The sequence below is a fragment of the Phocaeicola intestinalis genome, from assembly GCF_014837065.1.
GTDB classification, from domain to species: domain Bacteria; phylum Bacteroidota; class Bacteroidia; order Bacteroidales; family Bacteroidaceae; genus Phocaeicola; species Phocaeicola intestinalis.
In genome coordinates this window covers 18373-44865 of the sequence record NZ_JACSPP010000001.1, presented here as the reverse complement: position 1 = coordinate 44865, position 26493 = coordinate 18373, and the positions used below count along the sequence as shown (strand labels likewise).

Sequence of the window (26493 nt, the reverse complement as noted above, 5' to 3'; positions counted from 1 at the left end):
GCGTGTTTCAGTCGTTTTGTCCGGTGATGCGGTTGTAGATTCCGATGTATTTCATTGCTACCACGTGTTCGGCGTAGGTGCTGAGCACTTTGCGTCGGGCTTCGGTGCTGAGGCTTTGGTAATCGCCTTCGGTGAGTGACCAGCAGATGCCGTTTGCCAGGTCTTCGGCAGAGCGGTAGCGTGCCACGTAGCCGTTGTGCAGGTGGTCTATCATTTCGGGGATGCCCCCGATGCAGAATCCTACGCAGGGCACGCCGCACGACATGGCTTCCATAATGGTGTTGGGCAGGTTTTCCTGAAGCGAGGGGGTGACAAAGAGGTCTACGGCGTTATAAATAGTCGGCATTTCTTTTTCCTTACCTACATAATTGAGGCAATAAACAGGGAATGGGAAGAGGTCGGCATATTGTTGCGATTCCTTGCCTACCACCACTACTGCAAGTTCGCGACAAAAATCGGGTTGCATTTCGTTCAGGAGGCGGCAGGCTTCTACTAAATAATCGATGCCTTTTTTCTTGTCGGTAATTTTCATTGAACTGAACAGCAACAATCGTTTGTCTTCAGGGAGGTTCAATTTCCGTCGGGCAGCAAGCTTGTCGGTAGGATGAAACAGATTCGTATTGATAGGATTGGGAATATTGGTTATGGTATGTCCGTGGGTGAGGATACTTTTCTGAGCCAATCCTTCCAGCCAGCGGCTGCATGCTACAAAAGTAATGGGAGCATTCTTGTAGAGGCGTTGTTTTTTGACGAAAGTCTTATAAGAAAGGTCATGTTTGTGCCCACGGTACAACAAATGACAATCGTGACATTGCGTTTGGTAACGGATACAATCCTGTGCATGGTGACAGATACCTGTCACAGGCCACATATCATGCATTGTCCATACTACGGGTTTGCCCGATTGTAGTATTTTCTCAATGTCTTTCAGCGAGAGCATGCCTTGGTTGACCCAATGCAGGTGGATAACATCGGCTTGGTTGAATTCGGGCAACAAGGTGATGTCGGTACCTGTGTTGGCAATGTCTACGGCAAAGAGGTTGTGTTTCTTAAAGTGATTGGCTTTCCATATAATGATACGCTCCCATACGAATTGCCAGATTTGCCGCCAAGACTTCTTCAGTGCTACTACAGTTACCTGTTCAGTTTGTTTGTCGCGTACCAGCATCTTTGCTTTGATACCACTGCTTTTTAAGGCTTCCATCAGTCGGCTTGCGGCAATGGCTGCTCCTCCTATTCGTTCGGATGTATTTATGATAAGTACCCTCATATTTCATCAAAGTTTTTGCAAAGGTACGATTTTCTCTAAGATAAATTCGCTACTTTTGTGCGATATGAAAAGAAAAATGATATTTGTCCCTGCCGGAGGTTTGGCAAACCGCATCCGTGCCACGCTTTCCGCCATTGCATTGGCGGAACAGACCGGCATTGAATTGAAAGTAATCTGGTTTCGTGACTGGGCATTGCATGCTGCTTTTCGTGATTTGTTCGTGCCCCGGAATTTGTCCGAAAAGGTATGTATTACCGAAGCATCGGCTTTTGATTTGTTGGTGTACGACCGTCCGAGGCAGAAGAACTTCCGTGTTCCTGCCTTGTTTCAGAAGCTGCTGTTCCGGTCGTGTCTGTACGAGCATCAGATAGACGCGCTCCGCACGCAAGGTTTCGACTTTGAGGGCTGGTCAAGGCAGGGGAATGTATATATGGCGTCTTATCTGCCTTTCTATGCTTATCCCGATGCGCTGCTGTACGAGGTGTTCCGTCCCGTTCCGCAGATAGAGGAGGTCATCGGGAAACGCATTTCCGCCTTTTCGGATTATACCGTAGGCGTGCATATCCGTCGTACTGATAATGTTTTGTCTATCGAGCACAGTCCACTGGAGGCGTTTTTCGGTTGTTTGGATAAGGAACAGGCGGCGCATCCCGACCTTTGTATCTACCTTGCCACCGATTCGGAAGAAGTGAAACAAGCGATGCGCACCCGTTACGGCGAAAGAATTGTCTGTGCCGAAAGCAAAGCCGACCGCAGTACCACGGAAGGCATCCGCGAAGGCATCGCCGACCTGTGGACGCTGGCACACACCCGGAAGATATACGGCTCGTTCCACAGCTCGTTCTCTGAACTGGCGGCAGAGCTGGGAAGAATCCCGTTGATAGTGGTGAAGCGATAGATTAATGCTGTTATAAGGAAACGCGGATTATCGCAGATTAACGCAGAAATTATTATCTGTGTAAATCTGCGTTTCAAAATCGATACAGGTTATAAACTAATACAATATGCTGAAAGGAAACAATCAAGACCGGAAATGGACGGTGCTGGAGAGCGAATACCTCATCCGGCGTCCGTGGCTCACAGCACGAAAAGACCACGTGCTGTTGCCTACAGGAGCAGAAAACAAAGAGTATTATGTGCTGGAATATCCCGACTGGATAAACGTGCTGGCGATTACCCGCGACGGTAAGTTCCTGATGGAACGCCAGTACCGCCACGGACTGGGGATGACTTGTTATGAAATCTGTGCAGGCGTATGCGAGAAAGGAGAATCGCCCCTCGAATCAGCTCGGCGTGAATTGTACGAGGAAACTGGTTTCGGCGGGGGCGAATGGCAACACTGGATGGACATCTCCGCCAATCCCAGCACGAACACGAACCTCTGCCATTGCTTCCTTGCCACCGGTGTGGAGCGTGTCTCTACCCAGCATCTGGAAGAAACCGAGGACATCAGCGTCGAATTGCTTACAGCGGATGAAGTGCGCACCCTGCTCTTGAACGACCAAGTCAAGCAAGCCCTGATGGCAGCCCCGCTTTGGAAATACTTTGCCGTGAACGGGCTGCTGTAGGTTTTTATGAAAATCTGAGCTATCTGTGGTGAAATGACTCAGCTTTTCCGCTGTACGATGCGTGCTCCAGCCGGAACACTTTCGGTTACCCAGATATTTCCTCCAATGGTAGCTCCGCGCCCGATGGTGATGCGTCCCAGGATGGTGGCATTCGAATAGACAATTACATCATCCTCCAAAATTGGATGGCGGGGGATACCTTTGATGGGGTTTCCATGTTCGTCAAGAGGGAAGCTTTTTGCTCCTAGTGTCACTCCTTGATAAAGTTTGACATGATTGCCAATGATGCATGTGGCGCCGATAACCACGCCTGTACCGTGGTCGATGGTGAAGTGATCACCTATCTTTGCTCCCGGATGGATATCGATACCCGTTTCCGAGTGGGCCATTTCGGTGATGATACGTGGAATGAGTGGCACGCCTAGCGTGTAGAGTTCGTGGGCTATACGGTAATTGGTGATGGCACGGATAATGGGATAGCAACAGATGATTTCACCGAAGCAGGTAGCGGCAGGGTCGCCGTAGTAAGCCGCTTCTACATCTGTGGCTAGAGTGTGGCGTATTAGCGGCAGGCGACTGATGAACTGGGCAGCAATGTTTGAGGCTGTAGTATGGCACAGGCATTCTTCCGGAGATTCGTCGGAAAGTGCATTCTCGATGCCGAAACAGAATCCTGCCTCCACCTGTTCGGTAAGCAAGCGGAACAGTTCTTCTACATCTACACCGATGTGATAGTTGAGGGTGCGTCTGTGTATGGTAGAGTTGCCGAAGTAGCCAGGAAAAAGAATTTCACGTGACAGTTCTACGATGCGCCTGAGTGATTTGGCAGAGGGGAGGAGTTCACCGTCTTTGTATTGATGGAACAGTCCTTCATAGGAGGCAGGGTCGGACAATTCATTGACCGTTTTGTTGAGGATAGGAGTGTAATCGGGTATCATCATGCTAAGTGTTTTAATTTGTATGCGAGCAAATGTACAAAAAATATTGATTGATTGAAACAGAAAGTTGTAAAGACATGGAAAAACAATTTATTCAACTACGGCATCGATAATTCCTCCACCCAGTACAATGTTGTTTCGATAGAATACCGCCGCTTGTCCGCAGGCAATGGACGCCAACGGTTCGTGCAGGCAGACATGCAAACGGTTGTCGGCGGTAAGTGTAACCCTACAACGGTTGGCTTGTTTGCGGTAGCGTATTTTTACGATAATTTCATCATTGCTTCCAATGATTTCATCGGGGCATGCCAAGTACCAGTGTGAAAGGTACATGCCGTTATGTTCCAGTGCCTGCAAGCGGTTGCAGATGATGACTGCATTTGTTTCGGGAATGATTTGTTTGACGAATAATGCCTGGTTCTGATAAATACCCAGTCTGCGGCGTTGTCCGATGGTATAAAAAGGATATCCTTCGTGTGTCCCGATGGGGATGCCGGCTTCGTTGTAAAAGATGCCGGGTACGATTTTTCCAGTTTCTGTATGTTCGCGTAAGAAAGTGCGGTAATCTCCGGGACAAAAACAGACCCCCTGACTATCACGTTTGTGAGCCATTTTTGTGAATCCCCGTTCGGCAGCTAGTGCGCGCACTTCTTTTTTGGTAAGGTTACCCATGGGCAAAAGCATTCGTTGCAACGTTTCTTGCGACAATCCCCAAAGGAAAAATGATTGGTCTTTGTCTGGGTCAGAGCCGGCAGAGATATGCCAGCGTCCGTTGTGTAGGACCTTTTGTACATAGTGTCCTGTGGCGATATGATAGATGTCTTGTTCGTCGGCAACTTGTTGTAAGAGCGGCCATTTCAGAAGATTGTTGCAAAGAGTGCAGGGCACGGGGGTGCGTCCTTTCAAATATTCGTTGATGAAATAAGTGATTATTCGTTGCTGGAAGATTTCGCGGGCATCATAAACGAGGTGTGGGATGTGTAGCCGTGTGCAGAGTTCAGCGGCATCGTCCAGGTATTCGGTATGAGCATCTTTTTCGTAAAAGCGGAACGTGATACCGGTTACTTCGTATCCGGCATCCTGTAAGATAATGGCTGCTACCGAACTGTCGGTTCCACCACTCATTCCTAATAATACACGCTTGTTCTGTTTTGCTCTCATGACATACGGACATAAAAAAAGGAGTACCGCTGTACTCCAACCTTTGTTAACCTTAAATCTAATACTATGAAAAACACGATGCAAAGGTACGGACTTTTCTGGAATATGCAAGTGTATGTGCTAAAATAATATGTTTTATAACACGATTTAAGAATATAGCTTCGTATTATATGTTCATTAACAAATAGGGCTTTGCCGGTAAGGACATGTGTGTTGAAACGAATGCTGATGTATGGCTGGTTTTATGCTTGGAGTAAGAAATGTTTAACTTGGAAGATTTTTTAATGTGATACAAATGCATTACATTTGCCGAATGTTTCAACCGATTTGATAAAACGGGTTCGTTATGATACCCTTTTGGGATTTTGGGCTGGGTTATTAATCTTATAAAAACGAAAACAATATGACTTTTACGGAATTGAGCAATCCCATATTTGTACAAGTGATTGACGATTATCATAAAGAAGATAATGTGGATGCACCGATAGTGAATCCTTATCCGATGAAAACCATCGAATATTATTTATATTTGAAGTGTTGGATTGATACGGTGCAGTGGCATTTGGAAGATTTAATCCGCAATCCGGAGATTGATCCGGTGGAAGCGCTTGCGTTGAAACGCCGCATTGATAAGTCGAATCAAGACCGGACAGATTTGGTGGAGTTGATAGACAGTTATTTTTTAGACCGGTATAAAGAAGTAAAAATACAGCCGGACGCTACCATCAATACCGAAAGTCCGGCATGGGCGGTAGACCGTTTGTCTATTTTGGCATTGAAGATTTACCATATGGGTAAGGAAGCAGGACGGCAGGATACGGAAGAGGCTCACCGAGTGCAATGTGAAGCCAAGTTGAAAGTGTTATTGGAACAACAGAAAGATTTGTCATCGGCTATCGACCGGTTGATAACCGATATTGAGGCGGGACGGAAATACATGAAGGTATATAAGCAGATGAAGATGTATAATGACCCGGCGCTGAACCCCGTACTTTACGGTAAAAAGTAAGTGAGCGGCAATGGCGAAGATATTGGCTATCCGTTTTTCAGCACTGGGAGATGTTGCTATGGCTGTCCCGGTGCTTTATTCGTTTGCAAAAGCTTATCCTCAACACCAGTTGGTGGTGTTGAGCCGGTCGGCTATGGCGCCTTTATTTGCGTATGCTCCCTCCAATCTCCTTTTTAAAGGAGTGGATTTGAAAAAAGACCATAAAGGCCTGAAAGGCATATTGCGCCTTTATTCGGAGTTGCGCAAAGAAAAGTTTGACGCGGTGGCTGATTTACATGATGTGCTTCGTAGCAAGGTGTTACGTTTGTGTTTTTGTGCGGATGGTGTCCGGGTGCGTCACATAAATAAAGGTAGAAGGGCAAAGTATAGGTTGGTATCCGGTAAGTTTAAAACTCCTTTAAAGTCTTCTTTCTGCCGTTATCTGGAGACATTTGAGCACTTAGGTTATCCATTCACATTGCGGTTTTCTTCGATTTTCGAGTTTGCCCCAGCACCAGAATTACTGGAAGATTGGATAGGGGAGAAGGGGGAAGATAAATGGATTGGCATCGCTCCTTTTGCCGCGCACAAGGGGAAGATTTATCCGTTATCCCTTCATCGGGAAGTGGTTGGCCGGCTATCGGCTATCGGCGGTATGCGTATGTTCTTGTTTGGTGGAGGTGATGAAGAAAAAAAAGTGTTGGATGCGTGGGAGAAAGAGTTCCCTCACGTCACTTCTGTGGTAGGGCGGTTACGGATGCAAGAGGAGTTGGCATTGATGAGCAAATTGGATGTGATGCTGGCAATGGATTCAGGGAATATGCATTTGGCTTCGTTGGTTGGCGTTCCTGTTGTATCCGTATGGGGGGCTACCCATCCTTATGCGGGCTTTATGGGGTGGAATCAGGCGGAAGAAAATGTCGTGCAGTTGGATTTGCCTTGCCGCCCTTGCTCCATTTACGGTAATAAGCCTTGCCGTTGGGGAGATTACCGTTGCCTGACGGGTATCCGTCCGGAGGTGATTGTCGGACGGATACGTGTCTTAACCGAGTGATTGCATATCGTTCAGGCGTTTGTAATATCCCTGTCTCTGTATCAGTTCATCGTGAGTCCCATGCTCTACGATTTCCCCGTTGTATAATACATAAATCTCGTCCGCGTTTTTGATGGTAGACAAACGATGGGCAATAGCAATGGTCGTGCGTGTCTTCATCAGCCGCTCTAATGCTTCTTGCACCAGTCGTTCCGATTCCGTATCAAGTGCGGAAGTGGCTTCGTCCAGAATCAGTATGGGAGGATTCTTAAGGATGGCACGCGCGATGCTGATGCGCTGGCGCTGGCCGCCCGATAGTTTGCTTCCTCTATCTCCGATATTGGTGTCATATCCTTCTGGCTTTTCCATGATGAAGTCGTGTGCGTTCGCTATTTTAGCGGCGGCAACGACTTGTTCCATGGTAGCGTTTTCTACGCCGAATGCGATGTTGTTGAAGAAAGTATCATTGAAAAGGATGGCTTCTTGGTTGACGTTTCCTATCAGGCTGCGCAGGTCGTGTATCTTGACATCTTTGATATTGATTCCGTCAATGGTGATTTCGCCTTTCTGTACATCGTGGTAACGGGGAAGCAAGTCAACCAAGGTCGATTTGCCTGAACCGGACTGTCCTACGAGGGCGATGGTCTTGCCTTTCGGAATGGTCAGGTTGATGTCTTTTAAAACATCTTTTTTCCCATCGTAGCTGAAGGAAATGTTTTTAAATTCTATCCTGTCTTGCAGGTCGTTTAATGTCTCAGGATGAGTCGTTTCCTTTATGGGGTTCTCGGCTTTCAGGATTTTGTCAATACGCTCCATCGAGGCAAGTCCGCGCGGGATGTTGTAACTGGCTTTCGAAAATTCTTTTAACGGATTGATGATGCTATACAGGATGACCATGTAAAAGATGAATGTGGAAGCGTCTATTGGCGCATTGTTCGAAAGGATAAGCGAACCTCCGAACCATAGCACGGCAACGATGAGCAATGTCCCTAAGAATTCGCTCATCGGGTGAGCGGACGATTGGCGGATGGCTACCTTATTGACAGCGTCGCGGTAATCGTTGCAGCATTTTTGAAACCGGTCGGTCATTTTCTTTTCGGCGATGAAGGCTTTGATGATGCGGAGTCCGCCCAATGTCTCTTCTAATTGCGACATGGTGTCACTCCAACGGTTTTGCGCGTCAAGCGACTGGCGTTTCAGCGCACGTCCCACTTTTCCCATCACCCATCCCATTGTAGGCAATACCAGGATGGTGAACAAAGTAAGTTGCCAACTGGTCACTATCAGGGTGGTGAAATAAGAAATAATCAGAATCGGATTCTTCAGCAGCATATCCAATGAACTGGTTACAGAAGTTTCCACTTCGTTTACGTCGCCGCTCATGCGGGCAATGATATCTCCTTTCCGTTCTTCAGAAAAGAAACCCAAAGGCAGTTCTACTACCTTTCTATATACCAATAACCGGATATCTCTTACCACGCCGGTGCGCAGCGGTATCATGATGGCGGATGAACCGAAGTAGCAGGCTGTTTTCAGCAGTGTCATAAAACCTAAAAACAAGCCGAGGAAGAGCAAGGTCGTGGCAGGGCCGAATGTGTCTATCAGCCGTGTGGTATAATAATAGAAGTTATTTGTTGCTACGTCTTTCAGGCTGGCGCTGCCCCATTCCATGAAGTGGTATACTTTATCGTTGCTTCCGGTCTTGAACAGGATGTTCAGGATAGGAATTAACAGGGAAAAAGAGAAGATGTTGAAAACAGCGGACAATACGTTTAATACGATTGACCAACCCAAATATTTTTTATAAGGCGATACGAAACGCCGCATCAGTTGGAAAAATTCTTTCATGTCGGTAGCATGGAATGTTTAATAATTTGCAAAGGTAATGGATTTTTTTTGTAGTTTTGCCTCATAAACCGAAATAAAGCAGTCTTGATGAAATTATTATATTATTTTATTTTTTGCGGATGGTTTCTTTTGTCGTTGATACCCTTGCCTGTCTTGTATGTGGTGTCCGATGTATTGTATTTCCCGCTTTACTATGTCGTGCGTTACCGCAGGAAGATTGTGCGTAAGAACTTGGAAGGTTCGTTTCCGGAAAAGACTCCGGAAGAGATAGTCCGCATCGAGAAGAAGTTTTACCGTTTCTTTTGCGATTGTGTGGTAGAGAATATTAAATTATTTTCCATGTCCCAAAAGCAAGTGATGCGGCGTATGACTTTTTCGGGAGCGGACGATATGGTCGCTGATTTGGCGGCAACCGGAAAAAACTTCTGCTTTATCTATTTAGGACATTATTGCAATTGGGAATGGATTGCTTCGCTGGCTTATTGGTATCCGGATTCCATCCATTGCGGGCAGATTTACCATCCTTTGTATAATAGGGCATTCGATAAATTGTTTCTTTACCTTCGCAACCGTTTTGGCGGAGAATGTATCCCGATGAAAGAGACGTTGCGCCGTATCATTACCTTGAAAAGGCAAAAGCAGCCTACTATGATTGGGTTTATAGCTGATCAGGCTCCTAAATGGAACAGCGTGCATCATTGGACCAAGTTCCTGCACCGCGACACTTCGTTTTTTATCGGGACAGAACAGATAAGCAAGCAGGTAGGGGCGGTGGTTTACTTTGCCGATGTGAAGCGCATAAAAAGAGGTTATTATCATTGTGAGCTGAAGCGGATGACACTTTCGCCCGAAGAGTATCCCGATTATGGTCTTACCGACTGTTATGCCGCTATGTTGGAAGAGATGATTCATCGTGAACCTGCTTATTGGCTTTGGAGCCATAACCGCTGGAAACGGACGAAAGAAGAATGGGAACGGAGGCAAAACGAGCATGTTTGAGCGTGTGCCTAAGAAGCTGTTTTGAATTTATCGCCCAAAGCACACACGAAAACGGATACATCAAGCCAAGAAAAACTTTTTGGAGAAATTCAAGACAGCTTCTAAAATGAACCGGCATTTTTTTTAGTGGCTCATCGGCTTGGTCAGCTTAATCCAGCCGATTACATAATACAGCTTCAGGAGGAATTTGATTTTATCCCATCCTTTGTCGAGTTCCCTGATGACGCGGATGTTGTCGCGCAATCCTTTGATGCGTTGCCTGTTCGACACTCCGTGTGAATCGTAAACCGCTACGGTGACGGGTACGTGGCGGAAGCGGTAGCCCGACAAGTAGCAGCGTTTGAAAAAATGAAAATCCGCCGACATATTGAAACGGGTGTCGAATGGCATTTGTTTCAGTAGGGCGGTTCGCGCGAAAGCCGCTTGGTGGCAGAAGTACATCCGTTGTTTATTGCAAGGTTCGGAGGCTGGTTTCAGTTTGGGTGTGCCGTTTTTTCCGGTCAAGATGTCTCCGTAAACAATGTCATACTCTCCTTTATTTATATAAGAAGCTATGTCGCTTAACACGTGTGTGCTGGCGAAAGTGTCTCCGGCGTTCATGAAGATAATCCATTCGCCTTGCGCTTGCGCGATTCCTTTGTTCATGCCCTGATAGATACCTCCGTCCGGTTCCGAGCACCAGTAGGAAAAGTCGTTTCTGTGAGTTTTGACCAGTTCAGCTGTCCCATCGGTGGAACCTCCGTCGATGAGGATGTATTCTTTGCCGGCATAATCTTGCCGCATGACGCTTTCAATGGTTTTCCCGATGGTGCCTGCACAATTGTAGGATACCGTCACGATGCTGAATGTACATTTGTGTTCCATATCTCCGAATGCGTTTTGTAGGGGTTACCCGATGAGCTTCTTGAGTGCTTTCCATAACTTTTCCGTGGCGGACGGTTTCCAGCTGTGTACACAATAGTGGATGGCATACGAGGCGGGAGTGACCTCATGCTTGTTTCCCGCAAATATTTCCGAACGGAATATTTTCATGTTTCCCGTTAAGTCTTGGTCGGCGTCGATGTAACGGAATCCGTATTTCTCGGCAATTCTAGCGTAGATGAGCGGAGAAAACATATCGGCGGGCAGTTCTTTCGAGAATGCTTTCGATTGATACCAGTCGAGCACTTCTTTTACGAACGGGCATCCGGGTTGCGCTCCCATGACGGCGGCTTGTATCTGCATGCCGGATATATATCCTTCGCCTACCCGGCTGCCATCGGAAGCGATGGCATGGATGGAGCCGGTCTTTTCTAATTGGGTAGGATGATGTTCCATGCTTGATACAAAATCGTATGTCAGGAAATCGTCAAAACGTTTCAGTATCTTTACGTCCGAGTCTAAATAGAATCCCCCTTCTGTATAAAGGGCGTACATACGGATATAGTCAGCGGCGAACGCCCATTTGCGTGCTTTTACCGCGTCTTGCACGAATTGCGGGGCGGAAGCGAGGTCGAAATTCTCCAGGCTCCATAGTTTGCATAGATAGTCTGGCATCACCTTTTTCCAGGTTTTCATGCATTTTTTGATGGGGGCTGGGTAAGGGTCTCCGCTCAACCAGCAAAAGTGAATGACTTTAGGTATCATAGGCTTGTCATTTAAAAAGTTTCTTGATTTGTTGCTTGCGTTCGTGTCTGGCTTCCAGTTTTTCCAGCCATACGGTCGCGCCGCGCAACGTTTCTTCTTCGTCCCATTTCCTTTCCCGTGCGTATTCAGAAATCATTAGCTGGAATAGGTCTCTGCGGTGGGTAAGAGTGCTCAGGTTTTTCAGGCAGGTTGTCTGGTCGGGATACCCGTTGTAGAATGTCGAGCGGTTGATGTCGATTACGGTAAATGAAAAATGCCCGTCTTCCGGATTCTTGCGGAACAGGAAATTGCCTAAGTTCAGGTCGCCGTGTACGATGCCTTTGCTATGCATCTTCGCGACGAAGCGCGCCAAGTCGGACGCTAATGCGCTATCAAAGTCTGGTTCCAATACCAATGCGGGAAATGCGGGAGGGTCGGGACAGGTGTCCGAAAGGAAATATCCGGTGGTGAACAGGCCGTGTTCGTAAACTTCCACGTAGGCAATCTCCCGTGGTGTGTTGATGCCTCTTTGTCTGAACAGGCTGGCATAGCGGTACGCGCGTTCCGCCTTGGTGCTCTTGAAGAATGTATAAGCGATTTGTTGGGCAAAGTTTACCCGCTTGAACCGTTTGATGGTGACGGGCGTTCCTTGCAAGATGAAATTCCGGATGGAGTTTCTTCCTTCGTAGACGGTCTTCCCTTCCGGAGAGCCGAACAAACGGGATATGTCTTCGATGTCCCTCCGTAATGGGCGGAATTCAGGTGCTATGATGATTTTCATGGCTGCGCTGCTAACAGTGATTGATATAAGTTGATTAATTGCTCCGCTTGTTGTTTCTCGGAAAAACGTGCGGCGAAGCGTTTGCCTTGCTCGGCTCTGTAGCGCCTTTCATCGGGATTGTCCAGCAGGCGGTTCAAGACAGATGCCATGCCGGATACATCATCCGGATGGATGTAAACGGAATCAGGCCCTCCCGCTTCTTCTAAACAGGAGCCGGTGGCCGCTATGACGGGAACCTGGGAGTGGAGCGCTTCCAAGACGGGAATGCCGAATCCTTCGAAACGGGACGGGTAAACAAACACTTCCGCTTGTTGGTAGAGTGCCGGCAGATGCCGGAAAGCGACATTGTGAAGCAGATGTACCCTGCCCTGCAGCCGGTTTTCTTCGATGAAGTGTTCCACTTTCTCGGTGTAAGGCGTGCGTTTCCCGACAATGACCAGATGGACGGATTCGGGCACGCGGAGCATCGCTTCTACGGTAAGCAGTGCATTCTTTCGTTCCTCTATGCTTCCTACATTGAGCACATAGCGTTCCGGCAATTGATATCGCTCTTTCACCTCTTGCTTTGCCGCTTCGCTGGCGGGCAGGGCGAAGGATGGGTCACATCCCTGGTAAATGGTATGTATCTTGGCGGGGTCGATATGAAAATAATTCACGATGTCGCGTTTGGTACATTCGCTGATGGCCACGATGGCATCGGCGTTTCGGCACGATGCCCCGTATTTGTATGTATACAGCCGGCGGTCGGCAGGTTGGTAATAATGGGGATAGCGTATGAAAATCAAGTCGTGCACAGTGATGACGCTTTTTGCTCTCTTCTGTTTCCGGATGTTGAGCGGCAGTTCGTTGCTGAGTCCGTGGTAAATGTCGATTTGTTCATCGGTCAATCGGTGCGTAATGCCGAAAGTCCGCCAAAGCGGTCTGACGTGTTTCCACATTCCCTCCGGATAACGGAATTCAAGCGAAGGGCAGCGTGAAAGCATCGTGTCGAGCTGTCGGCTTGCCCGGTATGCGGGTGCAAACAGCAGGTATTCGTTTCCCGGATAGTAGCGGCATAAGGCTTCTATCAGGCAACGGCTGTAGTTTCCCAATCCCGTAAAGTTCTGTATGGCTCTTTTGGCATCGAATCCTATGCGCATGGCGTGTTTGTTGTTGGTCATCGGTGCAAAAATAGCAAATATTTTTGTGTCTCCCTATTTTTTTGTCGGCAGACGGCCGAATTTGTGTTACCGGTATTTGTTTTTATGTCTGGAACAGGCTGTCGTTAGCACGAATAGTGTCCGGAGTGTCTGGCAACTAAGAAAGCACAGCTTTCAGGATAGTGTCTACTGAATTTGTTTATCAAAAGAAAAAGTGTCTAGTAAAATCAGGAAAAGACAATCAGGAAAAGACATCGCCGACACGATTAGTAATCGTCATGCTGTACGATTAGTAATCGTTACGCTGTACGATTAGTAATCGTGTCGGTATGGCAGTTATACTTCCTGGCGGAGCGGATGTTTATCAGCTTTTCATTTGCAAAATATTGCCTTTTCATTTACTTTTGTACAAACATTGCAGGAAGATAAGAGATAAAGGTATGAGAAACTGTTATTTGTCGCGTAACTATAAAGGAGTGGATGGAGCCGGGAACAAGGCGAAGACCGATATTGAGCGGATTATGGAGGAAGACGGATTTGTGAACATCGGCTTGCCCCAAACACGTTATACCCATACGGTATTGGCTTTCCTGGTTACGCTGGCAGGCGTATTGAAGGCACCGTTCTGTTTGCGAAAAGGCGACCGTCTGGTATTGCAATATCCGCTAAAGAAATATTTCACCTTTGTTTGCCGTATGGCACATCTGCGAGGGGCGAAAGTCGTTGTGGTGATACACGATTTGGGAAGTTTCCGGCGCAAGAAGCTGACCGTGGAGCAAGAGATACGTCGCTTGGACAATGCCGATTACATCATCGCGCACAATGAAAAGATGAAACGCTGGCTGGAGGAAAACGGCTGCAGGCGTCCGATAGGTGTGCTTGGCATATTCGATTACTTGTCGGATACGGAAGCCTCTCCTCATGGGAAGCCGGGCAAGCCTTACGAAGTGCTTTATGCCGGAGCGTTGAACCCGCGGAAAAATACGTTTCTGTATGAAGTGGGGGTGTATGCGCATTCGTTCCGTTTCAACCTGTACGGAAATGGTTTCGAGCTGGATAAGGCGAAAGGGAAGGACCGTTTTACGTGCAAAGGCTTTGTCCGTTCGGATGACTTGATAGCTACGGCACAAGGTGATTTCGGATTGGTGTGGGACGGTTTTTCGGTGGATGCTTGTACGGGAGATTTCGGCGAGTACCTGAAATACAACAATCCGCATAAGACTTCGTTGTATATCCGTTGCGAACTTCCCGTCATCATTTGGGAACAGGCTGCTTTGGCGGATTTTGTCCGTGCAAACGGAATCGGCATCTGTGTCGCTTCGTTGGCGGACTTGGACAAGGTTTTGGATGCGCTCACTCCCGAACAATACACCGCCATGAAGCGGAATGTAAAGCAAGTGAGTGAGCGTCTGCGTACCGGATATTACATCCGGAGGGCATTGGGGGAGATATATTCGATTTGAGGACGGAACTTCAAGCCGTCTATACATCCACGTCTGATTTCTTTCCGAAGCAGTTTCTGGCTTTCTTTATCTTCCATCCGTTTGATACGGCGCATATAATTGCGGTATTTATTTAATATGGAAAAATAGAAGATGAAGACATTGGGCTTTCTTAAACGGGTGAGAAAGGTCGTGTTGCGAGCCTGGTAATAAAATTTCCATAAATCTTTCGGGTCCGCCTCGTACACACGGGGGGCATAGTTGCTATTGGTTTTGTGTGTCACGACGCTTTGCTCAATGTAATAGGCGGTATATCCTTGGTGTACAATTCGTTCGGTATATTCTATATCGTCATGCCAAATGAAGAATTCTTTATAGGGAAGTCCGACCTTATAAACTGCTTCAGCTTTAATTAAAGTTGATACGAAGGTGGCATTATTGCAGGCAAGTCCATAAACGGACGGATTGTCCGTCAACGTCTTCTTTTGGATGGGTTGCCTGATTCCGCACTTGTTCATCTTGTGTATCTCTCCGTCTGTCCATACCACTTTACTGCTGACAAACCCGATGTGTGTATCAAGAGCAGTCGCCTTTATCAGTTGTTCGAGGGCGTCTTCCTCCGGAATGGTATCATCGTCCATTATCCAGACATAATCGCATCCGTTCAGTACGGCTTGCTTTATGCCGTATGAAAAGCCGCCAGACCCTCCTATGTTCTTATCCAAATGATAGATTTTCATCTGAGGGTCATTGTTGAAGGTGGAAAGATATGCTTCAGTCCCATCGGTTGAATGGTTGTTGATGATGAATATCTGATGTATCGGATATGTTTGTGATTTAAGCGCAGAGAGGTTCTCTTTTAATAACGCTACACGGTTGTAAGTAACTACGACGCAATTAATTCTCATAATAAGTTGTTAGTAGGTTGTGTTATTTCGACAAAGATAATAAAATCTTACCATTTTATAATCATATCCTACCAATATTCTTAAAGAGATTGGTATACTTTGGTAACGGGTTCGAAAAAAACTTTATATCTTTGTCTGCAAAAACAGATAAAGGTGTATTTATGCAGAAAAATCGGAATGTGGTATGGATATTGGCGGGTATATGTATTTGCTCGTTATTTTTGTTTTTAGGCGAATCTTATTTCCATACCAAGGGCGAGCCGCGTGAAGCGGTGGTAGCTTTGGCTATGCTGGAAAAAGGGAACTGGATTCTTCCGGTGAACAATGGAGTGGATATCGCTTACAAGCCGCCTTTGTTTCATTGGTGCATCGCCGTATGTTCGGCGGTGATAGGGACAGTGACCGAATATACGTCGCGTATGCCTTCGGCGATAGCGCTGATGGCAATGGTGATGGTAGGGTATGCTTTCTTTGCCAAGCGTCGCGGGCGTGAAGTGGCTTTTGTGATGGCGCTTCTTACGCTGACCAACTTCGAAGTACATCGTGCGGGCACGAATTGCCGGGTGGATATGTTGCTCTCTGCCTTGATGGTTATTGCGCTCTACCAGCTTTATAAATGGGGCGAGAAGCGTTTGCGGGGCATTCCGTGGATAGCCATCCTTTGCTTGAGCGGGGCTTTCCTGACCAAAGGACCGGTAGGGATGGTGCTTCCTTGCCTGGTGATGGCGGTGTTTTTGTGGATACGCGGCATGAACTTTTGGCGCATTTTTTTCTCTTTCTTTGGAGTGGCGTTGGCATCGTGTGTGCTTCCTTTCGCCTGGTATGTGGCGGCCTATCGCCAGGGAGGCGAAGAATTCTTACAGTTGGTATTGGAAGAGAACGTGTTGCGCTTCTTGGGCAAGATGTCGTATGAGTCACACGAGAATCCGGCGTATTATAATGTGGTTACGGTATTGGCAGGATATGTGCCTTATACGTTGTTGGTGTTGATTTCTTTGTTTGCGCTGAAGTATCGGAAAGTTCAGGCTAAACCCCGAGAGTGGTGGGGGCGGCTGAAGGCATACATCCGCACGATGGACGACACTCGCCTGTTCTCTTTGCTTAGCATCGTGATTATATTCGTGTTTTATTGCATTCCGAAGAGCAAACGCAGCGTGTATCTGTTGCCCATTTATCCGTTTATCGCTTATTTCTTGGCGGAATACATCTTGTATTTGGTGCGTGTCCGTCCGGTGGTGATGAAGATATTCGGCAGTATAATGGCTTCGGTTTCCATATTGCTTTTGTTGGTATTTTTTTCGCTCCGTATGGGATGGGTGCCCGATACCATCTTTTCAGGTCGTCACGCCGAAGAAAACCGGGCGTTCATGCATGCGCTGGAGACGGTGCCGCTGGATGTGGTATCCTGGTTTTTGATTGGGGCGATGCTGGTAGCGGTGAAATGTTTCATATCCTCTTTGCGGAAAAAAGACGTGAGGATGATACATTATGATGTGTTCTTTATCGTATTCACCATTTTCTTGTCGCTCGACGGATTGTTCCAGCCTCCGGTATTGAATGTCAAGTCGCAAAAGCCGATAGCGGAAAGCATTGCGCGGATTGTTCCGCAAGGCACTGTATATTCGTACCAGTTGAATGAAGTGAAAGGCAATCCGTTGCGCCAGTTCATCGTAAATTTCTATTTGGGCGACAGGGTGGTGCCGTTTTATGCAGTATCTCCTGTGCAAGGATATATGGTGGCGGAGGAAGTCGAAATAGCTGTATTCAAGGAAGAACATCCGGATTATCGGGTGGAAGAGATTCCCATTGGTGATTATAGGCTTCGTCTTTATCAGTTTAAGAAAAATACGGAATGAAACGGAAAGCGGTATATGGTGAAATCTTTCGTTTCGGCATGGTGGGAGCGGGAGCAACGGCACTGCATTACGGCATTTATTACCTTTTGCAACAGGTGATAAATGTCAATGTGGCCTATACCGTGGGGTATGTGCTTTCGTTTGTCGCCAATTTCTATGCCACCGCCTATTTCACTTTCGCTTCAGTTCCTTCATGGAAGAAGTTGTTTGGCATGGGGGTGGCGCATGGAGTCAACTATTTGCTTCATATCGTGTTGCTCAATCTCTTTTTATATGTAGGTGTTCCGAAAGTGTGGGCACCGCTGCCGGTATTCGCCATTGCTATCCCGGTAAATTTCGTATTGGTTAGATTTGTATTCAAACATAAAAGATAGTGCTATGAAATTTGTAATCGTAGTTCCTTGTTATAACGAAGAAGCGGTATTGCCGGAAACCACATTTCAACTGTCGCGTGTGCTCGATGGTTTGCTGGAACGGAATGCTATCGACCATGGGATGATTCTTTATGTGGACGATGGGAGCAAAGACGGAACATGGAGCTTGATCCGGCGATATGCTGAAGAAAATTCTTATGTAGAAGGATTGAAACTGGCACACAATGTGGGACATCAACATGCGCTTTGGGCAGGATTGGAATGGGCGTCGGCCCATGCCGACGCATGTGTTTCGATAGATGCGGACTTGCAAGACGATGTGGATGCTATCAGTGCCATGGTCGACTATTATAATAAAGGTATGGATATTGTATATGGTGTGCGCCGTGAGCGGAAAACCGATACGTTCTTCAAAAAGCATACGGCTTTGGCTTTCTATCGGCTGATGCGTGGATTGGGAGGTGACATCGTTTATAATCATGCCGATTTTCGTCTGATGAGCCGGCGTACCTTACAGGCATTGGTATCGTTTCCGGAGCGTAATTTGTTTTTGCGGGGTATGGTTTCATCACTGGGCTTTCCTTCGGCATTGGTTTATTACGACCGCAAGGAGCGTTTTGCCGGAGAGTCGAAGTATCCGTTGAAGAAAATGATTAGTTTTGCACTCGATGGCATTACGTCTTTCTCGGTGCGTCCGTTGCGTTACATCACTTATCTGGGATTGTTTTTTATGCTGATAGCCATACTTGCCATTTTTTACGGACTCTGCTCGTATGCCGAAGGCAGTGCCTTGCCCGGCTGGACTTCTCTTCTGGTATCGCTGTGGTTCATCGGTGGAGCTATTCTGTTGGCGTGCGGTATCATAGGCGAATATGTGGGCAAGATATACAAAGAAGTAAAACAACGTCCGCGTTATTTCATTGAGCAGACCACTGAGCGGCTGAAATGAATGAAGACAATGATACAGAGAAAAAATCTGTGCCTCTGTGTCCCGATATATTTAGCTTGTCATTGAATGATTGACCGATGGGGCGCTTCATTTGTTAATGTTGCGAAAATGTAACTGTGCACACTTAAACTTCCGGTAAATCTTAGGCTCTAATAATAAATTTGTAATTTGTTTAGTAATATGAAAAACAACAAGAATTTGTTATGGGTTATGGGGCTCATGGCAGCGTCTTTTTCGCAAGCACAGGACTTGCGGTTGAATGATAGCTGTTATTTTGAGCGGCAAGGAGTCAATGTGCTGGTTTTCAGTAATAGTTTTAATGGTGGATTCAATGACGAGAAGAACTCAGGCATTGAAATTATCCAGCATGGCATTCGCGCCATTCAAGGGGGGGCTGTCCGCTTGAATAATACTCCCGAGCAATGGGACTTGGTGCCAAAGATGACTTTTCGGAAGGTGGACCGTGAGCAAGGAAGCATTGAAGTAGGCTTGCGCTACGATGACTATGATTTTGATAGCCGGATTGTGGTTACAGCCAAAGGTGAAGCGGTAGAGATAGCTGTATGGCTTGATAAGCCTGTGCCCGAAAAGCTTGTGGGCAATGCGGGGTTGAACCTGGAGTTTCTTCCGTCAAGATATTGGCTGAAGACATTTACGATGGATGGCCGTTTGAATCGGTTCCCGCGTTATGCTACCAGCCAGACTGTTGCCCGCCCCAATAGCGAGAAACCTCGGCAGTTTAAAGGATTCAAGACTTATGACGACCGCGGTACAGGATGTTTCGTAGACCCTCTTCCTATTGAGACGGGGCACAGCATTACAATGGCTATGGATGACCCGGAACGTATGATTTGCATTCACAGCAACGATGCCGAACTAAAGCTATACGACGGACGCATGTTGGCGCAGAATGGCTGGTTTGTGCTTCGTAGTATATTGCCGGGAGGGAAGACGGGTAAAGTGGTAAGCTGGATGGTAGAGCCTCATGCCGTTGAAGGATGGATTCGAAAGCCTAATATCGGATTTTGCCAGGTAGGTTATACACCCGGTCAGCCGAAAGTAAGTGTCATCGAATTAGATAAGAATGACTCGCCGAAAGCAACCGCTTCGTTGATGCGTATCAATGAGGACGGAACTGTCTCGAAAGCTTATGAAGGGAAGGTAGATGCGTGGGGACCTTATTATAAATACAACTATGTAAAGTTCGATTTTTCGGATGTGAAGGCTCCGGGTATTTACTATATCCAGTATGATACAGTGAAAACAAACAATTTTTTGATTGACCCGCATGTGTACGATAAGATAACCGATGCCACTACCGATGTGTGGGTGCCTATTCACATGAACCATATGTTTGTGAATGAGGCCTATCGGGTATGGCATGGGGAGCCGTTCAAGGAAGGTTATTTGCAGGCACCTCCCAGTGATCATTTCGATATACACTATCAAGGGCCTACAACCGACACCAAGTACAAGCCGTTGGAACTTATTCCGGGTTTGAATGTCGGTGGGTTCTTTGATGCAGGAGATTTCGATATCGAGACAGGGGCGAATATCAATGTGGTAGAAAACTTGATTCGTGCATGGGAGCTTTTCAAGCCATCGCGTGATGAAACCTTTGTGAGCGAAAAACAACGTTATGTCGATTTGCATCGTCCCGATGGCACTCCTGATGTCTTGCAGTACATCGAACACGGTGTATTGAATCTTGTGGCACAGGCTGAGCAGATAGGACACATGGCTTCTACGTTGTCGAACTCAGTGCTTGATAATTATCATCACTTGGGAGATGCTGCATCCATTACTGACGGATTGCATTATGACCCCTCACTCAAGCCTTATGAAGTATCTGCGGATGGGAAGCGGAGCGGTACTCCCGATGATATGTGGGCTTTTACGACCCGTAATCCCCGGCTTGATATGCGTGCCGCGACAATGTTTGCTGCGGCAGCTCATGCATTGGAAGGTTATAATGACAGCCTGGCAGCACGGGCACTGAAGCAATCGAAGCGTCTGATGAAGGAAGCCGAAGAGCTTTTGAGCCAGCGTACCGAATCCAAGCGGAACAATGCGCGTACAGGACTGGGCGGCATAGCTGCTACCAATTTGCAGCTTTATATCGCTACTCAGGAAAAGGAATATTTGGATGTATTTGAAAAAGAGATATGGAAGGAATTAGACCGGAACTTGAGGTTCAGTCTTCAGACAGCCCTTGATGCTATTCCTTATATGAATGAAGATTATCGCAAGCAGTTACGTCCTTATGTAGAGCAATATGCAACGTATATTCAAGATTTCGACCGGCAGAATCCGTATGGTGTGCCTATCGGTACAGGCAACTGGGCGGGAATCGGTCCGTTGCTTAGCTTTGGGACTACCGTATGCTTTGCACATCTTTATTATCCCGACATCGTGGCGAAAGATGAAGTATACCGGACGGCTAATTGGCTCTTCGGTTGTCATCCTTACCATAATTATTCATTTGTTGCCGCAGTAGGAGCTGCCCGTCCGAAGTTGGTCTTTTATGGAAATAATCGTGCCGACTTCTCATTCATACCAGGCAATGTAGCTCCCGGAGTGCTTTTCCGTAAGCCCGACCATTTTGAGAACTTTGATGATTGGCCCTTCCTGTGGGGGCAGAATGAGGGGACTATTGCTGGCAACACGCAATACATTATCTTTGGCTTGGCTTTCAAGCATATTGTTGAGGAGAAAAAATAAAAAATCTGTCTTGAAAGTAGATTGTATAGAGGTGTAGTATTCATGATAATCAATGCAAAGACGCGAAAGTGCTGTGACTTGTAAAATCATAGCGCTTTCGCACCTTTGCATTGATTAAAATATAGAGTATCAATTATTTTTGTTCGCACGTTTGCGTTCGGTCTCGTCGAGGATGATTTTACGCATACGCATGCTCTTGGGTGTTACTTCTACGTATTCGTCTTCCTTGATGTATTCCAATGCTTCTTCCAGCGAGAATACGACCGGAGGGATGATGCGTGCCTTGTCGTCCGAACCCGATGCACGCATGTTGGTCAGCTTTTTCGATTTCGTGACATTTACCACTAGGTCGTTTTCGTGTACGTGTTCGCCTACTACTTGTCCGGCATATACTTCTTCCTGCGGATAGATGAAGAAGCGGCCGCGGTCTTGCAGCTTGTCAATGGCATACGCGAAGGCAGTCCCGCTCTCCATGGCAATCATCGATCCGTTGGTACGGCGGGGAATATCTCCCTTGTAGGGTTGGTATTCCTTGAATCGGTGTGCCATGATGGCTTCTCCTTGCGATGCAGTCAATACGTTGGTACGCAATCCGATAATACCGCGCGATGGCATATCAAACTCGATGTTCACACGGTCGCCTTGCGTTTCCATCGAAACCATTTCACCTTTACGGCGGGTCACCATGTCAATCATCTTGCTGGCAAATTCTTCGGGAACGCTGATGGTAAGTTCTTCAATCGGTTCGCAACGTACCCCGTCTATCTCTTTGTAAATAACCTGTGGCTGGCCTACCTGCAACTCGTAGCCTTCGCGGCGCATGGTTTCAATCAGTACTGAAAGGTGCAGCACACCACGTCCCGATACAATCCATTTGCCGTCTTCATTCTCGGTCTTGCGGACGCGCAGGGCAAGGTTCTTGTCCAACTCTTTCATCAGGCGGTCTTGTATGTGGCGAGAAGTCACATATTTGCCTTCTTTCCCGAAGAAAGGAGAGTCGTTGATGGTAAACAACATGCTCATCGTAGGCTCATCGATGGCAATAGGGGGCAGTGGCTCCGGATTTTCGAAGTCGCAGATGGTATCACCGATTTCGAATCCTTCTATGCCGATGATAGCACAGATGTCACCCGATGAGACCGATTGCACTTTCTTGCGTCCCAGTCCTTCGAATGTATGCACTTCCTTGATTTTCGATTTCAGCATCTGTCCGTCACGTTTTGCCAGCGTGATGTTCATGCCTTCGCTGATAGTTCCGCGATGCACGCGTCCTACGGCGATACGCCCTGTGTATGAAGAATAGTCGAGCGAGGTGATGAGCATCTGTGGTGTGCCTTCCAGTTGCTTGGGGGCTGGGATATATTTTACGATGGCATCCAGTAGCGGTTCGATGGTACCGGTAGGCGTTTTCCAGTCTTCACCCATCCAGTTGTTTTTTGCCGAGCCATAGAGCACGGGGAAATCCAGCTGGTCTTCTGTTGCGTTGAGGCTGAACATCAGGTCGAACACCATTTCGTATACTTCTTCGGGACGGCAATTCGGTTTGTCCACCTTGTTCACTACTACGATGGGTTTCAATCCGATTTGCAATGCCTTTTGCAGCACGAAGCGTGTCTGCGGCATCGGGCCTTCGAAAGCGTCTACCAGCAGGATACATCCGTCTGCCATATTCAATACACGTTCCACTTCACCACCGAAATCGGCGTGTCCCGGCGTATCGATGATATTGATTTTCGTACCCTTATAGTTGATAGATACATTCTTCGAAAGGATGGTTATCCCTCTTTCACGTTCCAAGTCGTTGTTGTCCAGCACCAGTTCGCCATTGGTCTGGTCGTTGCGGAACAGGTGTCCCGCCAGCATCATCTTGTCTACCAGCGTCGTCTTTCCATGGTCGACGTGGGCAATGATGGCAATGTTTCTAATGTCTTGCATACTATACCTATTATTTGGGTGCAAAGTTACTATTTTTCCGCAAATTATTCGAATCAATTCAAGTGTATTTGTTAAGTTTATATTTTGTATTTTTATGATTGGAGGATTAAATTTGCTCTGTTTGTATTGTTAATTTGCTCTGCAAGAATAATTATGGATATTAGCTTACCTCAAATAGATTTTATATCTTTGTGCTGTAAGTTATAATTATACTGAATATGCATAGTAAAACATATACATCTGCAAAACCTTTTGTGAAGTGGGTAGGTGGAAAGACACAACTTCTGGAAGATATAAGACGTTCTTTACCATCGGACTTTTCACAAAAGAAGGACATCGTTTATGTAGAACCTTTTGTGGGAGGAGGTGCCGTGTTATTTTGGATATTGCAGCAATTTCCCCACATAAAGAAGGCTATTATCAATGACATAAATCCTCATCTGATAACCACATATCGGGTTATAAAAGAACAACCTGACAAACTTATAGAACTATTAAAGTCCTTTCAAAGTGAATATATACCTTTAAATGAGGATGAAAGGAAAATCTATTATTTGAATAAGCGTGATATATACAACTCTTTTTCTTTGTCTGATATAGAAATAGCTGCATTATTCATTTTCTTAAACAGGACGTGTTTTAATGGTTTGTATAGGGTAAACTCCAAAGGAAAGTTTAATGTTCCTCACGGAAGATATGCCAATCCTAAAATCTGTGATGAAGAAACTATTTTAGCCGATTCTCAGATTTTACAAAAGGTTGAAATCCTCTGCGGAGATTTTGCAGAAACAATAGCTTATGCTACGCCAAATGCATTATTTTATTTCGATCCTCCATATAAACCATTGAGTAAAACATCTTCTTTTAACTCATACGCGAAAGAAGAGTTCGATGACAATGAACAAATAAGACTACGTGATTTTTGCCATCAAGTATCAGCCCATAAAGCTAATTTCATTTTAAGCAATTCGGATGTAAAAGGTAAAGATGAAAATGATGATTTCTTTGATGAAATATATCATGCTTATAACATTCGCCGGGTGATGGCAACGCGAATGGTCAATGCCAATCCAAACAAAAGAGGTAAATTAACAGAGTTACTTATCAGAAATTATACGGAAACAATGCAGTCGCAAAATGCATTATTGTTCTAAAAAATAAACATCTAAATAATATTTATATGGCATTAGATATATCTTGGAAGAAAATATACGATGATACAAAAATGGGAGAACACGATTTTAGCAAAGAAGCGTTTATCCTTTCCGCAAAACAGATAAAAGAATCCTGCCAAGATTTTAAGAAAACAGCAGAGAAAGAAGTACGAATATTATGTAAACAAGATAGTCGAGAAGACCGACCGCAAGTCTTTAAAGATAAAGATTTGTTTATTTTGCCAAAACATAACGGGGAATATTACATAATTCAAGGGGAAGGATATATGGATATTCCCGATATTACGACTCCAATCAAAGAATATCAAAGTCATTTGGATTTTGAACTCAAAAGTTCACAAATCGGTGATTCTGAAATGCAGCATTTAGATTTTGCTTATGCAAATTCTTTAGTGAGAACATTCATGAATGATCCATCACTAGTATTAACCATACGAGGCAGAAAGTACACACCTGAATTTTCTTTCGCCACCAATGGCATCACACTTACTGTTGATAGTGTACAAACAGAAGTCGATGCGGGATATGAAGGTATAGATTCGATAGTATTGATAGAAGCAAAAAATTCTAATACTACCAATACAATTATTAGGCAACTGTACTATCCATTCAGACAATGGAAAGAAAATACAGGAAAAACAGTTTACCCCATGTTTTTTGAAAAAAGGAATATTGACGGCGAGAATATTTACTATATGTGGCAATATGAGTTTGTAGATCCTAATGATTATAATAGTATTCGGTTGGTAAAAGCCGAAAGATATCGCATTGTTAGATAATGATTGTCCCTTATTTCCGTTCCCCCGACCGCGCCTTTACCCTCCTCCACGGCGATTGCATCGAACTGTTGAAGCAATTCAGTTTCAAGTTCGACATGATATTTGCCGACCCGCCTTACTTTCTTAGCAATGGAGGTATAAGTGTGCAAAGCGGTAAGGTGGTCTGTGTGGACAAGGGCGAATGGGATAAGGGCGGAACGCCGGAATACATGGATGCGTTCAACAGGGCATGGATAAACGAGTGCCGGCAGAAGTTGAAAGACAATGGTACGATATGGGTCAGTGGCACATACCATAATATTTTTTCTATCGCCAATATTCTGACGGAGCACGGCTTCAAAATTCTAAACGTAATCACTTGGGCAAAAACGAATCCTCCTCCTAATATTTCATGCCGTTATTTTACTCATTCAACGGAGTTTATCATTTGGGCACGTAAGTCGGCAAAAGTACCTCACTGTTATAACTATGATGTAATGAAACAAATTAACAGCGGCAAGCAAATGACAGACGTATGGCATTTGCCAGCCATTGCCCGATGGGAAAAGACATGTGGCAAACATCCGACTCAGAAACCGTTGGCAGTGTTGTCGCGTATTGTTCTGGCATCTACCCACAGCGGCGCATGGATTCTAGACCCTTTTACCGGTAGCAGTACCACTGGCATCGCTGCCAATCTTCTTGGAAGACGTTTCTTGGGTATTGACAAAGAGAAAGAATATTTAATTCTTAGCCAAAATCGAAAAAGAGAAATCGAGCAAATATCTGTACTTATGCAATTCCGCAAAAAGATTAAAGACATCGCCCTTTTGGACAGCATCGGCATTACATCTGTCGGTGAAGATGATACGTGTTATGGTGATTTGCCTTTTTAATTGCGGAAGTACAAATTTTGCATCATTTATTAGGAGACTTTTTGTTGGTTTATGTTTTGTATTTTTATAGCTGTAGGATTAAATTGTTTTGTATAGCATCTTCTTTGGAAGATATTTTGCAAAAGTGTTTGTTGGATGAAAGATTATTC

General features: G+C 45.9%; 23 protein-coding genes. 13 read left to right on the top strand and 10 right to left on the bottom strand.

Translation table 11 applies throughout. The features are described from left to right. Nucleotides 1–7: 7 nt before the first annotated feature. On the bottom strand, nucleotides 8–1270 hold the full coding sequence (locus tag H9625_RS00195; RefSeq protein ID WP_191762680.1) for a glycosyltransferase family 4 protein: 1263 nt from the start codon (nucleotides 1268–1270) through the stop codon (nucleotides 8–10). 64 nt (nucleotides 1271–1334) lie between these two features. Between H9625_RS00195 and H9625_RS00190 the strand changes: the two genes are divergently transcribed. Further along, nucleotides 1335–2168 (top strand): O-fucosyltransferase family protein, encoded by an 834-nt coding sequence (locus H9625_RS00190; protein ID WP_191762679.1) that lies wholly within the window; start codon nucleotides 1335–1337, stop codon nucleotides 2166–2168. A 106-nt stretch (nucleotides 2169–2274) separates the two neighbouring features. Next, nucleotides 2275–2838, top strand: coding sequence for an NUDIX hydrolase (locus tag H9625_RS00185; RefSeq protein WP_191762678.1), 564 nt, complete (start codon nucleotides 2275–2277; stop codon nucleotides 2836–2838). 38 nt (nucleotides 2839–2876) lie between these two features. On the opposite strand, the gene H9625_RS00180 is transcribed toward H9625_RS00185, so the two are convergent. Next, nucleotides 2877–3779, bottom strand: coding sequence for a serine O-acetyltransferase (locus H9625_RS00180; protein ID WP_087207998.1), 903 nt, complete (start codon nucleotides 3777–3779; stop codon nucleotides 2877–2879). A gap of 87 nt (nucleotides 3780–3866) precedes the next feature. Then, nucleotides 3867–5000 carry a tRNA 2-thiouridine(34) synthase MnmA gene (gene mnmA, locus H9625_RS00175; protein WP_317173054.1) on the bottom strand — a complete coding sequence of 378 codons (1134 nt, stop codon included), beginning with the start codon at nucleotides 4998–5000 and terminating at the stop codon, nucleotides 3867–3869. Between the two features lie 340 nt (nucleotides 5001–5340). Here mnmA and H9625_RS00170 point away from each other — a divergent pair, with 340 nt between their 5' ends. Further along, nucleotides 5341–5946, top strand: a complete 606-nt coding sequence (locus H9625_RS00170; protein ID WP_087405691.1) for a DUF4254 domain-containing protein — start codon at nucleotides 5341–5343, stop codon at nucleotides 5944–5946. A gap of 10 nt (nucleotides 5947–5956) precedes the next feature. After that, nucleotides 5957–6979: a glycosyltransferase family 9 protein gene (locus H9625_RS00165; RefSeq protein ID WP_087405692.1), complete on the top strand. Its 1023-nt coding sequence runs from the start codon at nucleotides 5957–5959 to the stop codon at nucleotides 6977–6979. Here the strand turns inward: H9625_RS00165 and H9625_RS00160 are convergent. Next, a complete protein-coding gene (locus H9625_RS00160; protein ID WP_087405693.1) occupies nucleotides 6968–8806 on the bottom strand; it encodes an ABC transporter ATP-binding protein in 1839 nt (612 codons plus the stop codon). The genes H9625_RS00165 and H9625_RS00160 overlap by 12 nt on opposite strands. An 87-nt stretch (nucleotides 8807–8893) precedes the next feature. Here H9625_RS00160 and H9625_RS00155 point away from each other — a divergent pair, with 87 nt between their 5' ends. Next, entirely contained in the window at nucleotides 8894–9805 is a 912-nt protein-coding gene (locus H9625_RS00155) for a lysophospholipid acyltransferase family protein (RefSeq protein WP_191762676.1), read from the top strand. A gap of 123 nt (nucleotides 9806–9928) precedes the next feature. Here the strand turns inward: H9625_RS00155 and H9625_RS00150 are convergent, their stop codons facing one another. The 4 genes from H9625_RS00150 to H9625_RS00135 are packed head-to-tail and all read right to left on the bottom strand — an operon-like array spanning nucleotide 9929 to nucleotide 13330. Beyond that, entirely contained in the window at nucleotides 9929–10669 is a 741-nt protein-coding gene (locus tag H9625_RS00150; protein WP_177897602.1) for a glycosyltransferase family 2 protein, read from the bottom strand. Between the two features lie 24 nt (nucleotides 10670–10693). Then, nucleotides 10694–11431, bottom strand: a complete 738-nt coding sequence (locus H9625_RS00145) for a glycosyltransferase family 32 protein (protein ID WP_087405696.1) — start codon at nucleotides 11429–11431, stop codon at nucleotides 10694–10696. A 7-nt stretch (nucleotides 11432–11438) separates the two neighbouring features. Next, a complete protein-coding gene (locus H9625_RS00140) occupies nucleotides 11439–12191 on the bottom strand; it encodes a lipopolysaccharide kinase InaA family protein (RefSeq protein WP_177897600.1) in 753 nt (250 codons plus the stop codon). Then, entirely contained in the window at nucleotides 12188–13330 is a 1143-nt protein-coding gene (locus H9625_RS00135; RefSeq protein WP_191762739.1) for a glycosyltransferase family 4 protein, read from the bottom strand. Before H9625_RS00135 ends, H9625_RS00140 begins: the two co-directional genes overlap by 4 nt. 440 nt (nucleotides 13331–13770) lie before the next feature. Here H9625_RS00135 and H9625_RS00130 point away from each other — a divergent pair, with 440 nt between their 5' ends. Then, nucleotides 13771–14793 carry a galactofuranosyltransferase gene (locus tag H9625_RS00130; protein ID WP_191762675.1) on the top strand — a complete coding sequence of 341 codons (1023 nt, stop codon included), beginning with the start codon at nucleotides 13771–13773 and terminating at the stop codon, nucleotides 14791–14793. Here H9625_RS00130 and H9625_RS00125 read toward each other — a convergent pair. Next, nucleotides 14754–15680, bottom strand: coding sequence for a glycosyltransferase (locus H9625_RS00125; RefSeq protein WP_191762674.1), 927 nt, complete (start codon nucleotides 15678–15680; stop codon nucleotides 14754–14756). The two genes, H9625_RS00130 and H9625_RS00125, sit on opposite strands and share 40 nt — an antisense overlap. A 161-nt stretch (nucleotides 15681–15841) precedes the next feature. Between H9625_RS00125 and H9625_RS00120 the strand changes: the two genes are divergently transcribed. The 4 genes from H9625_RS00120 (at nucleotide 15842) to H9625_RS00105 (ending at nucleotide 21580) form a co-directional block, all read left to right on the top strand. Continuing rightward, nucleotides 15842–17536, top strand: coding sequence for an ArnT family glycosyltransferase (locus tag H9625_RS00120; protein ID WP_191762673.1), 1695 nt, complete (start codon nucleotides 15842–15844; stop codon nucleotides 17534–17536). Next, complete coding sequence (locus H9625_RS00115) at nucleotides 17533–17910, top strand: GtrA family protein (RefSeq protein WP_087405700.1); 378 nt, start codon at nucleotides 17533–17535, stop codon at nucleotides 17908–17910. Before H9625_RS00120 ends, H9625_RS00115 begins: the two co-directional genes overlap by 4 nt. A 4-nt stretch (nucleotides 17911–17914) precedes the next feature. Next, on the top strand, nucleotides 17915–18859 hold the full coding sequence (locus H9625_RS00110; RefSeq protein WP_191762672.1) for a glycosyltransferase family 2 protein: 945 nt from the start codon (nucleotides 17915–17917) through the stop codon (nucleotides 18857–18859). Nucleotides 18860–19039: 180 nt separating this feature from the next. Next, nucleotides 19040–21580 (top strand): glycoside hydrolase family 9 protein, encoded by a 2541-nt coding sequence (locus H9625_RS00105; protein ID WP_191762671.1) that lies wholly within the window; start codon nucleotides 19040–19042, stop codon nucleotides 21578–21580. A 129-nt stretch (nucleotides 21581–21709) separates the two neighbouring features. Here H9625_RS00105 and typA read toward each other — a convergent pair whose 3' ends face one another. Further along, nucleotides 21710–23515: a translational GTPase TypA gene (typA, locus tag H9625_RS00100; RefSeq protein WP_022038992.1), complete on the bottom strand. Its 1806-nt coding sequence runs from the start codon at nucleotides 23513–23515 to the stop codon at nucleotides 21710–21712. A 218-nt stretch (nucleotides 23516–23733) separates the two neighbouring features. Between typA and H9625_RS00095 the strand changes: the two genes are divergently transcribed. From H9625_RS00095 to H9625_RS00085, 3 genes are read left to right on the top strand one after another with little or no spacing between them, the layout of a single operon-like run. Then, nucleotides 23734–24669, top strand: a complete 936-nt coding sequence (locus H9625_RS00095) for a DNA adenine methylase (RefSeq protein WP_191762670.1) — start codon at nucleotides 23734–23736, stop codon at nucleotides 24667–24669. A gap of 26 nt (nucleotides 24670–24695) precedes the next feature. Next, nucleotides 24696–25469, top strand: a complete 774-nt coding sequence (locus tag H9625_RS00090) for a type II restriction enzyme (RefSeq protein WP_191762669.1) — start codon at nucleotides 24696–24698, stop codon at nucleotides 25467–25469. Then, the gene (locus H9625_RS00085; protein WP_191762668.1) at nucleotides 25469–26344 is read left to right on the top strand and encodes a DNA-methyltransferase; all 876 of its coding nucleotides are present in this window, start codon (nucleotides 25469–25471) and stop codon (nucleotides 26342–26344) included. The genes H9625_RS00090 and H9625_RS00085 overlap by 1 nt, the downstream gene beginning before the upstream one ends. Nucleotides 26345–26493: the final 149 nt, after the last annotated feature.

Coding starts and splice junctions, on each gene's coding strand:
- H9625_RS00195 (WP_191762680.1), bottom strand. CDS start 1,270: ATGAGGGTACTTATCATAAATACATCCGAACGAATAGGAGGAGCAGCC.
- H9625_RS00190 (WP_191762679.1), top strand. CDS start 1,335: ATGAAAAGAAAAATGATATTTGTCCCTGCCGGAGGTTTGGCAAACCGC.
- H9625_RS00185 (WP_191762678.1), top strand. CDS start 2,275: ATGCTGAAAGGAAACAATCAAGACCGGAAATGGACGGTGCTGGAGAGC.
- H9625_RS00180 (WP_087207998.1), bottom strand. CDS start 3,779: ATGATGATACCCGATTACACTCCTATCCTCAACAAAACGGTCAATGAA.
- H9625_RS00170 (WP_087405691.1), top strand. CDS start 5,341: ATGACTTTTACGGAATTGAGCAATCCCATATTTGTACAAGTGATTGAC.
- H9625_RS00165 (WP_087405692.1), top strand. CDS start 5,957: ATGGCGAAGATATTGGCTATCCGTTTTTCAGCACTGGGAGATGTTGCT.
- H9625_RS00160 (WP_087405693.1), bottom strand. CDS start 8,806: ATGAAAGAATTTTTCCAACTGATGCGGCGTTTCGTATCGCCTTATAAA.
- H9625_RS00155 (WP_191762676.1), top strand. CDS start 8,894: ATGAAATTATTATATTATTTTATTTTTTGCGGATGGTTTCTTTTGTCG.
- H9625_RS00150 (WP_177897602.1), bottom strand. CDS start 10,669: ATGGAACACAAATGTACATTCAGCATCGTGACGGTATCCTACAATTGT.
- H9625_RS00145 (WP_087405696.1), bottom strand. CDS start 11,431: ATGATACCTAAAGTCATTCACTTTTGCTGGTTGAGCGGAGACCCTTAC.
- H9625_RS00140 (WP_177897600.1), bottom strand. CDS start 12,191: ATGAAAATCATCATAGCACCTGAATTCCGCCCATTACGGAGGGACATC.
- H9625_RS00135 (WP_191762739.1), bottom strand. CDS start 13,330: ATGCGCATAGGATTCGATGCCAAAAGAGCCATACAGAACTTTACGGGA.
- H9625_RS00130 (WP_191762675.1), top strand. CDS start 13,771: ATGAGAAACTGTTATTTGTCGCGTAACTATAAAGGAGTGGATGGAGCC.
- H9625_RS00125 (WP_191762674.1), bottom strand. CDS start 15,680: ATGAGAATTAATTGCGTCGTAGTTACTTACAACCGTGTAGCGTTATTA.
- H9625_RS00120 (WP_191762673.1), top strand. CDS start 15,842: ATGCAGAAAAATCGGAATGTGGTATGGATATTGGCGGGTATATGTATT.
- H9625_RS00115 (WP_087405700.1), top strand. CDS start 17,533: ATGAAACGGAAAGCGGTATATGGTGAAATCTTTCGTTTCGGCATGGTG.
- H9625_RS00110 (WP_191762672.1), top strand. CDS start 17,915: ATGAAATTTGTAATCGTAGTTCCTTGTTATAACGAAGAAGCGGTATTG.
- H9625_RS00105 (WP_191762671.1), top strand. CDS start 19,040: ATGAAAAACAACAAGAATTTGTTATGGGTTATGGGGCTCATGGCAGCG.
- typA (WP_022038992.1), bottom strand. CDS start 23,515: ATGCAAGACATTAGAAACATTGCCATCATTGCCCACGTCGACCATGGA.
- H9625_RS00095 (WP_191762670.1), top strand. CDS start 23,734: ATGCATAGTAAAACATATACATCTGCAAAACCTTTTGTGAAGTGGGTA.
- H9625_RS00090 (WP_191762669.1), top strand. CDS start 24,696: ATGGCATTAGATATATCTTGGAAGAAAATATACGATGATACAAAAATG.
- H9625_RS00085 (WP_191762668.1), top strand. CDS start 25,469: ATGATTGTCCCTTATTTCCGTTCCCCCGACCGCGCCTTTACCCTCCTC.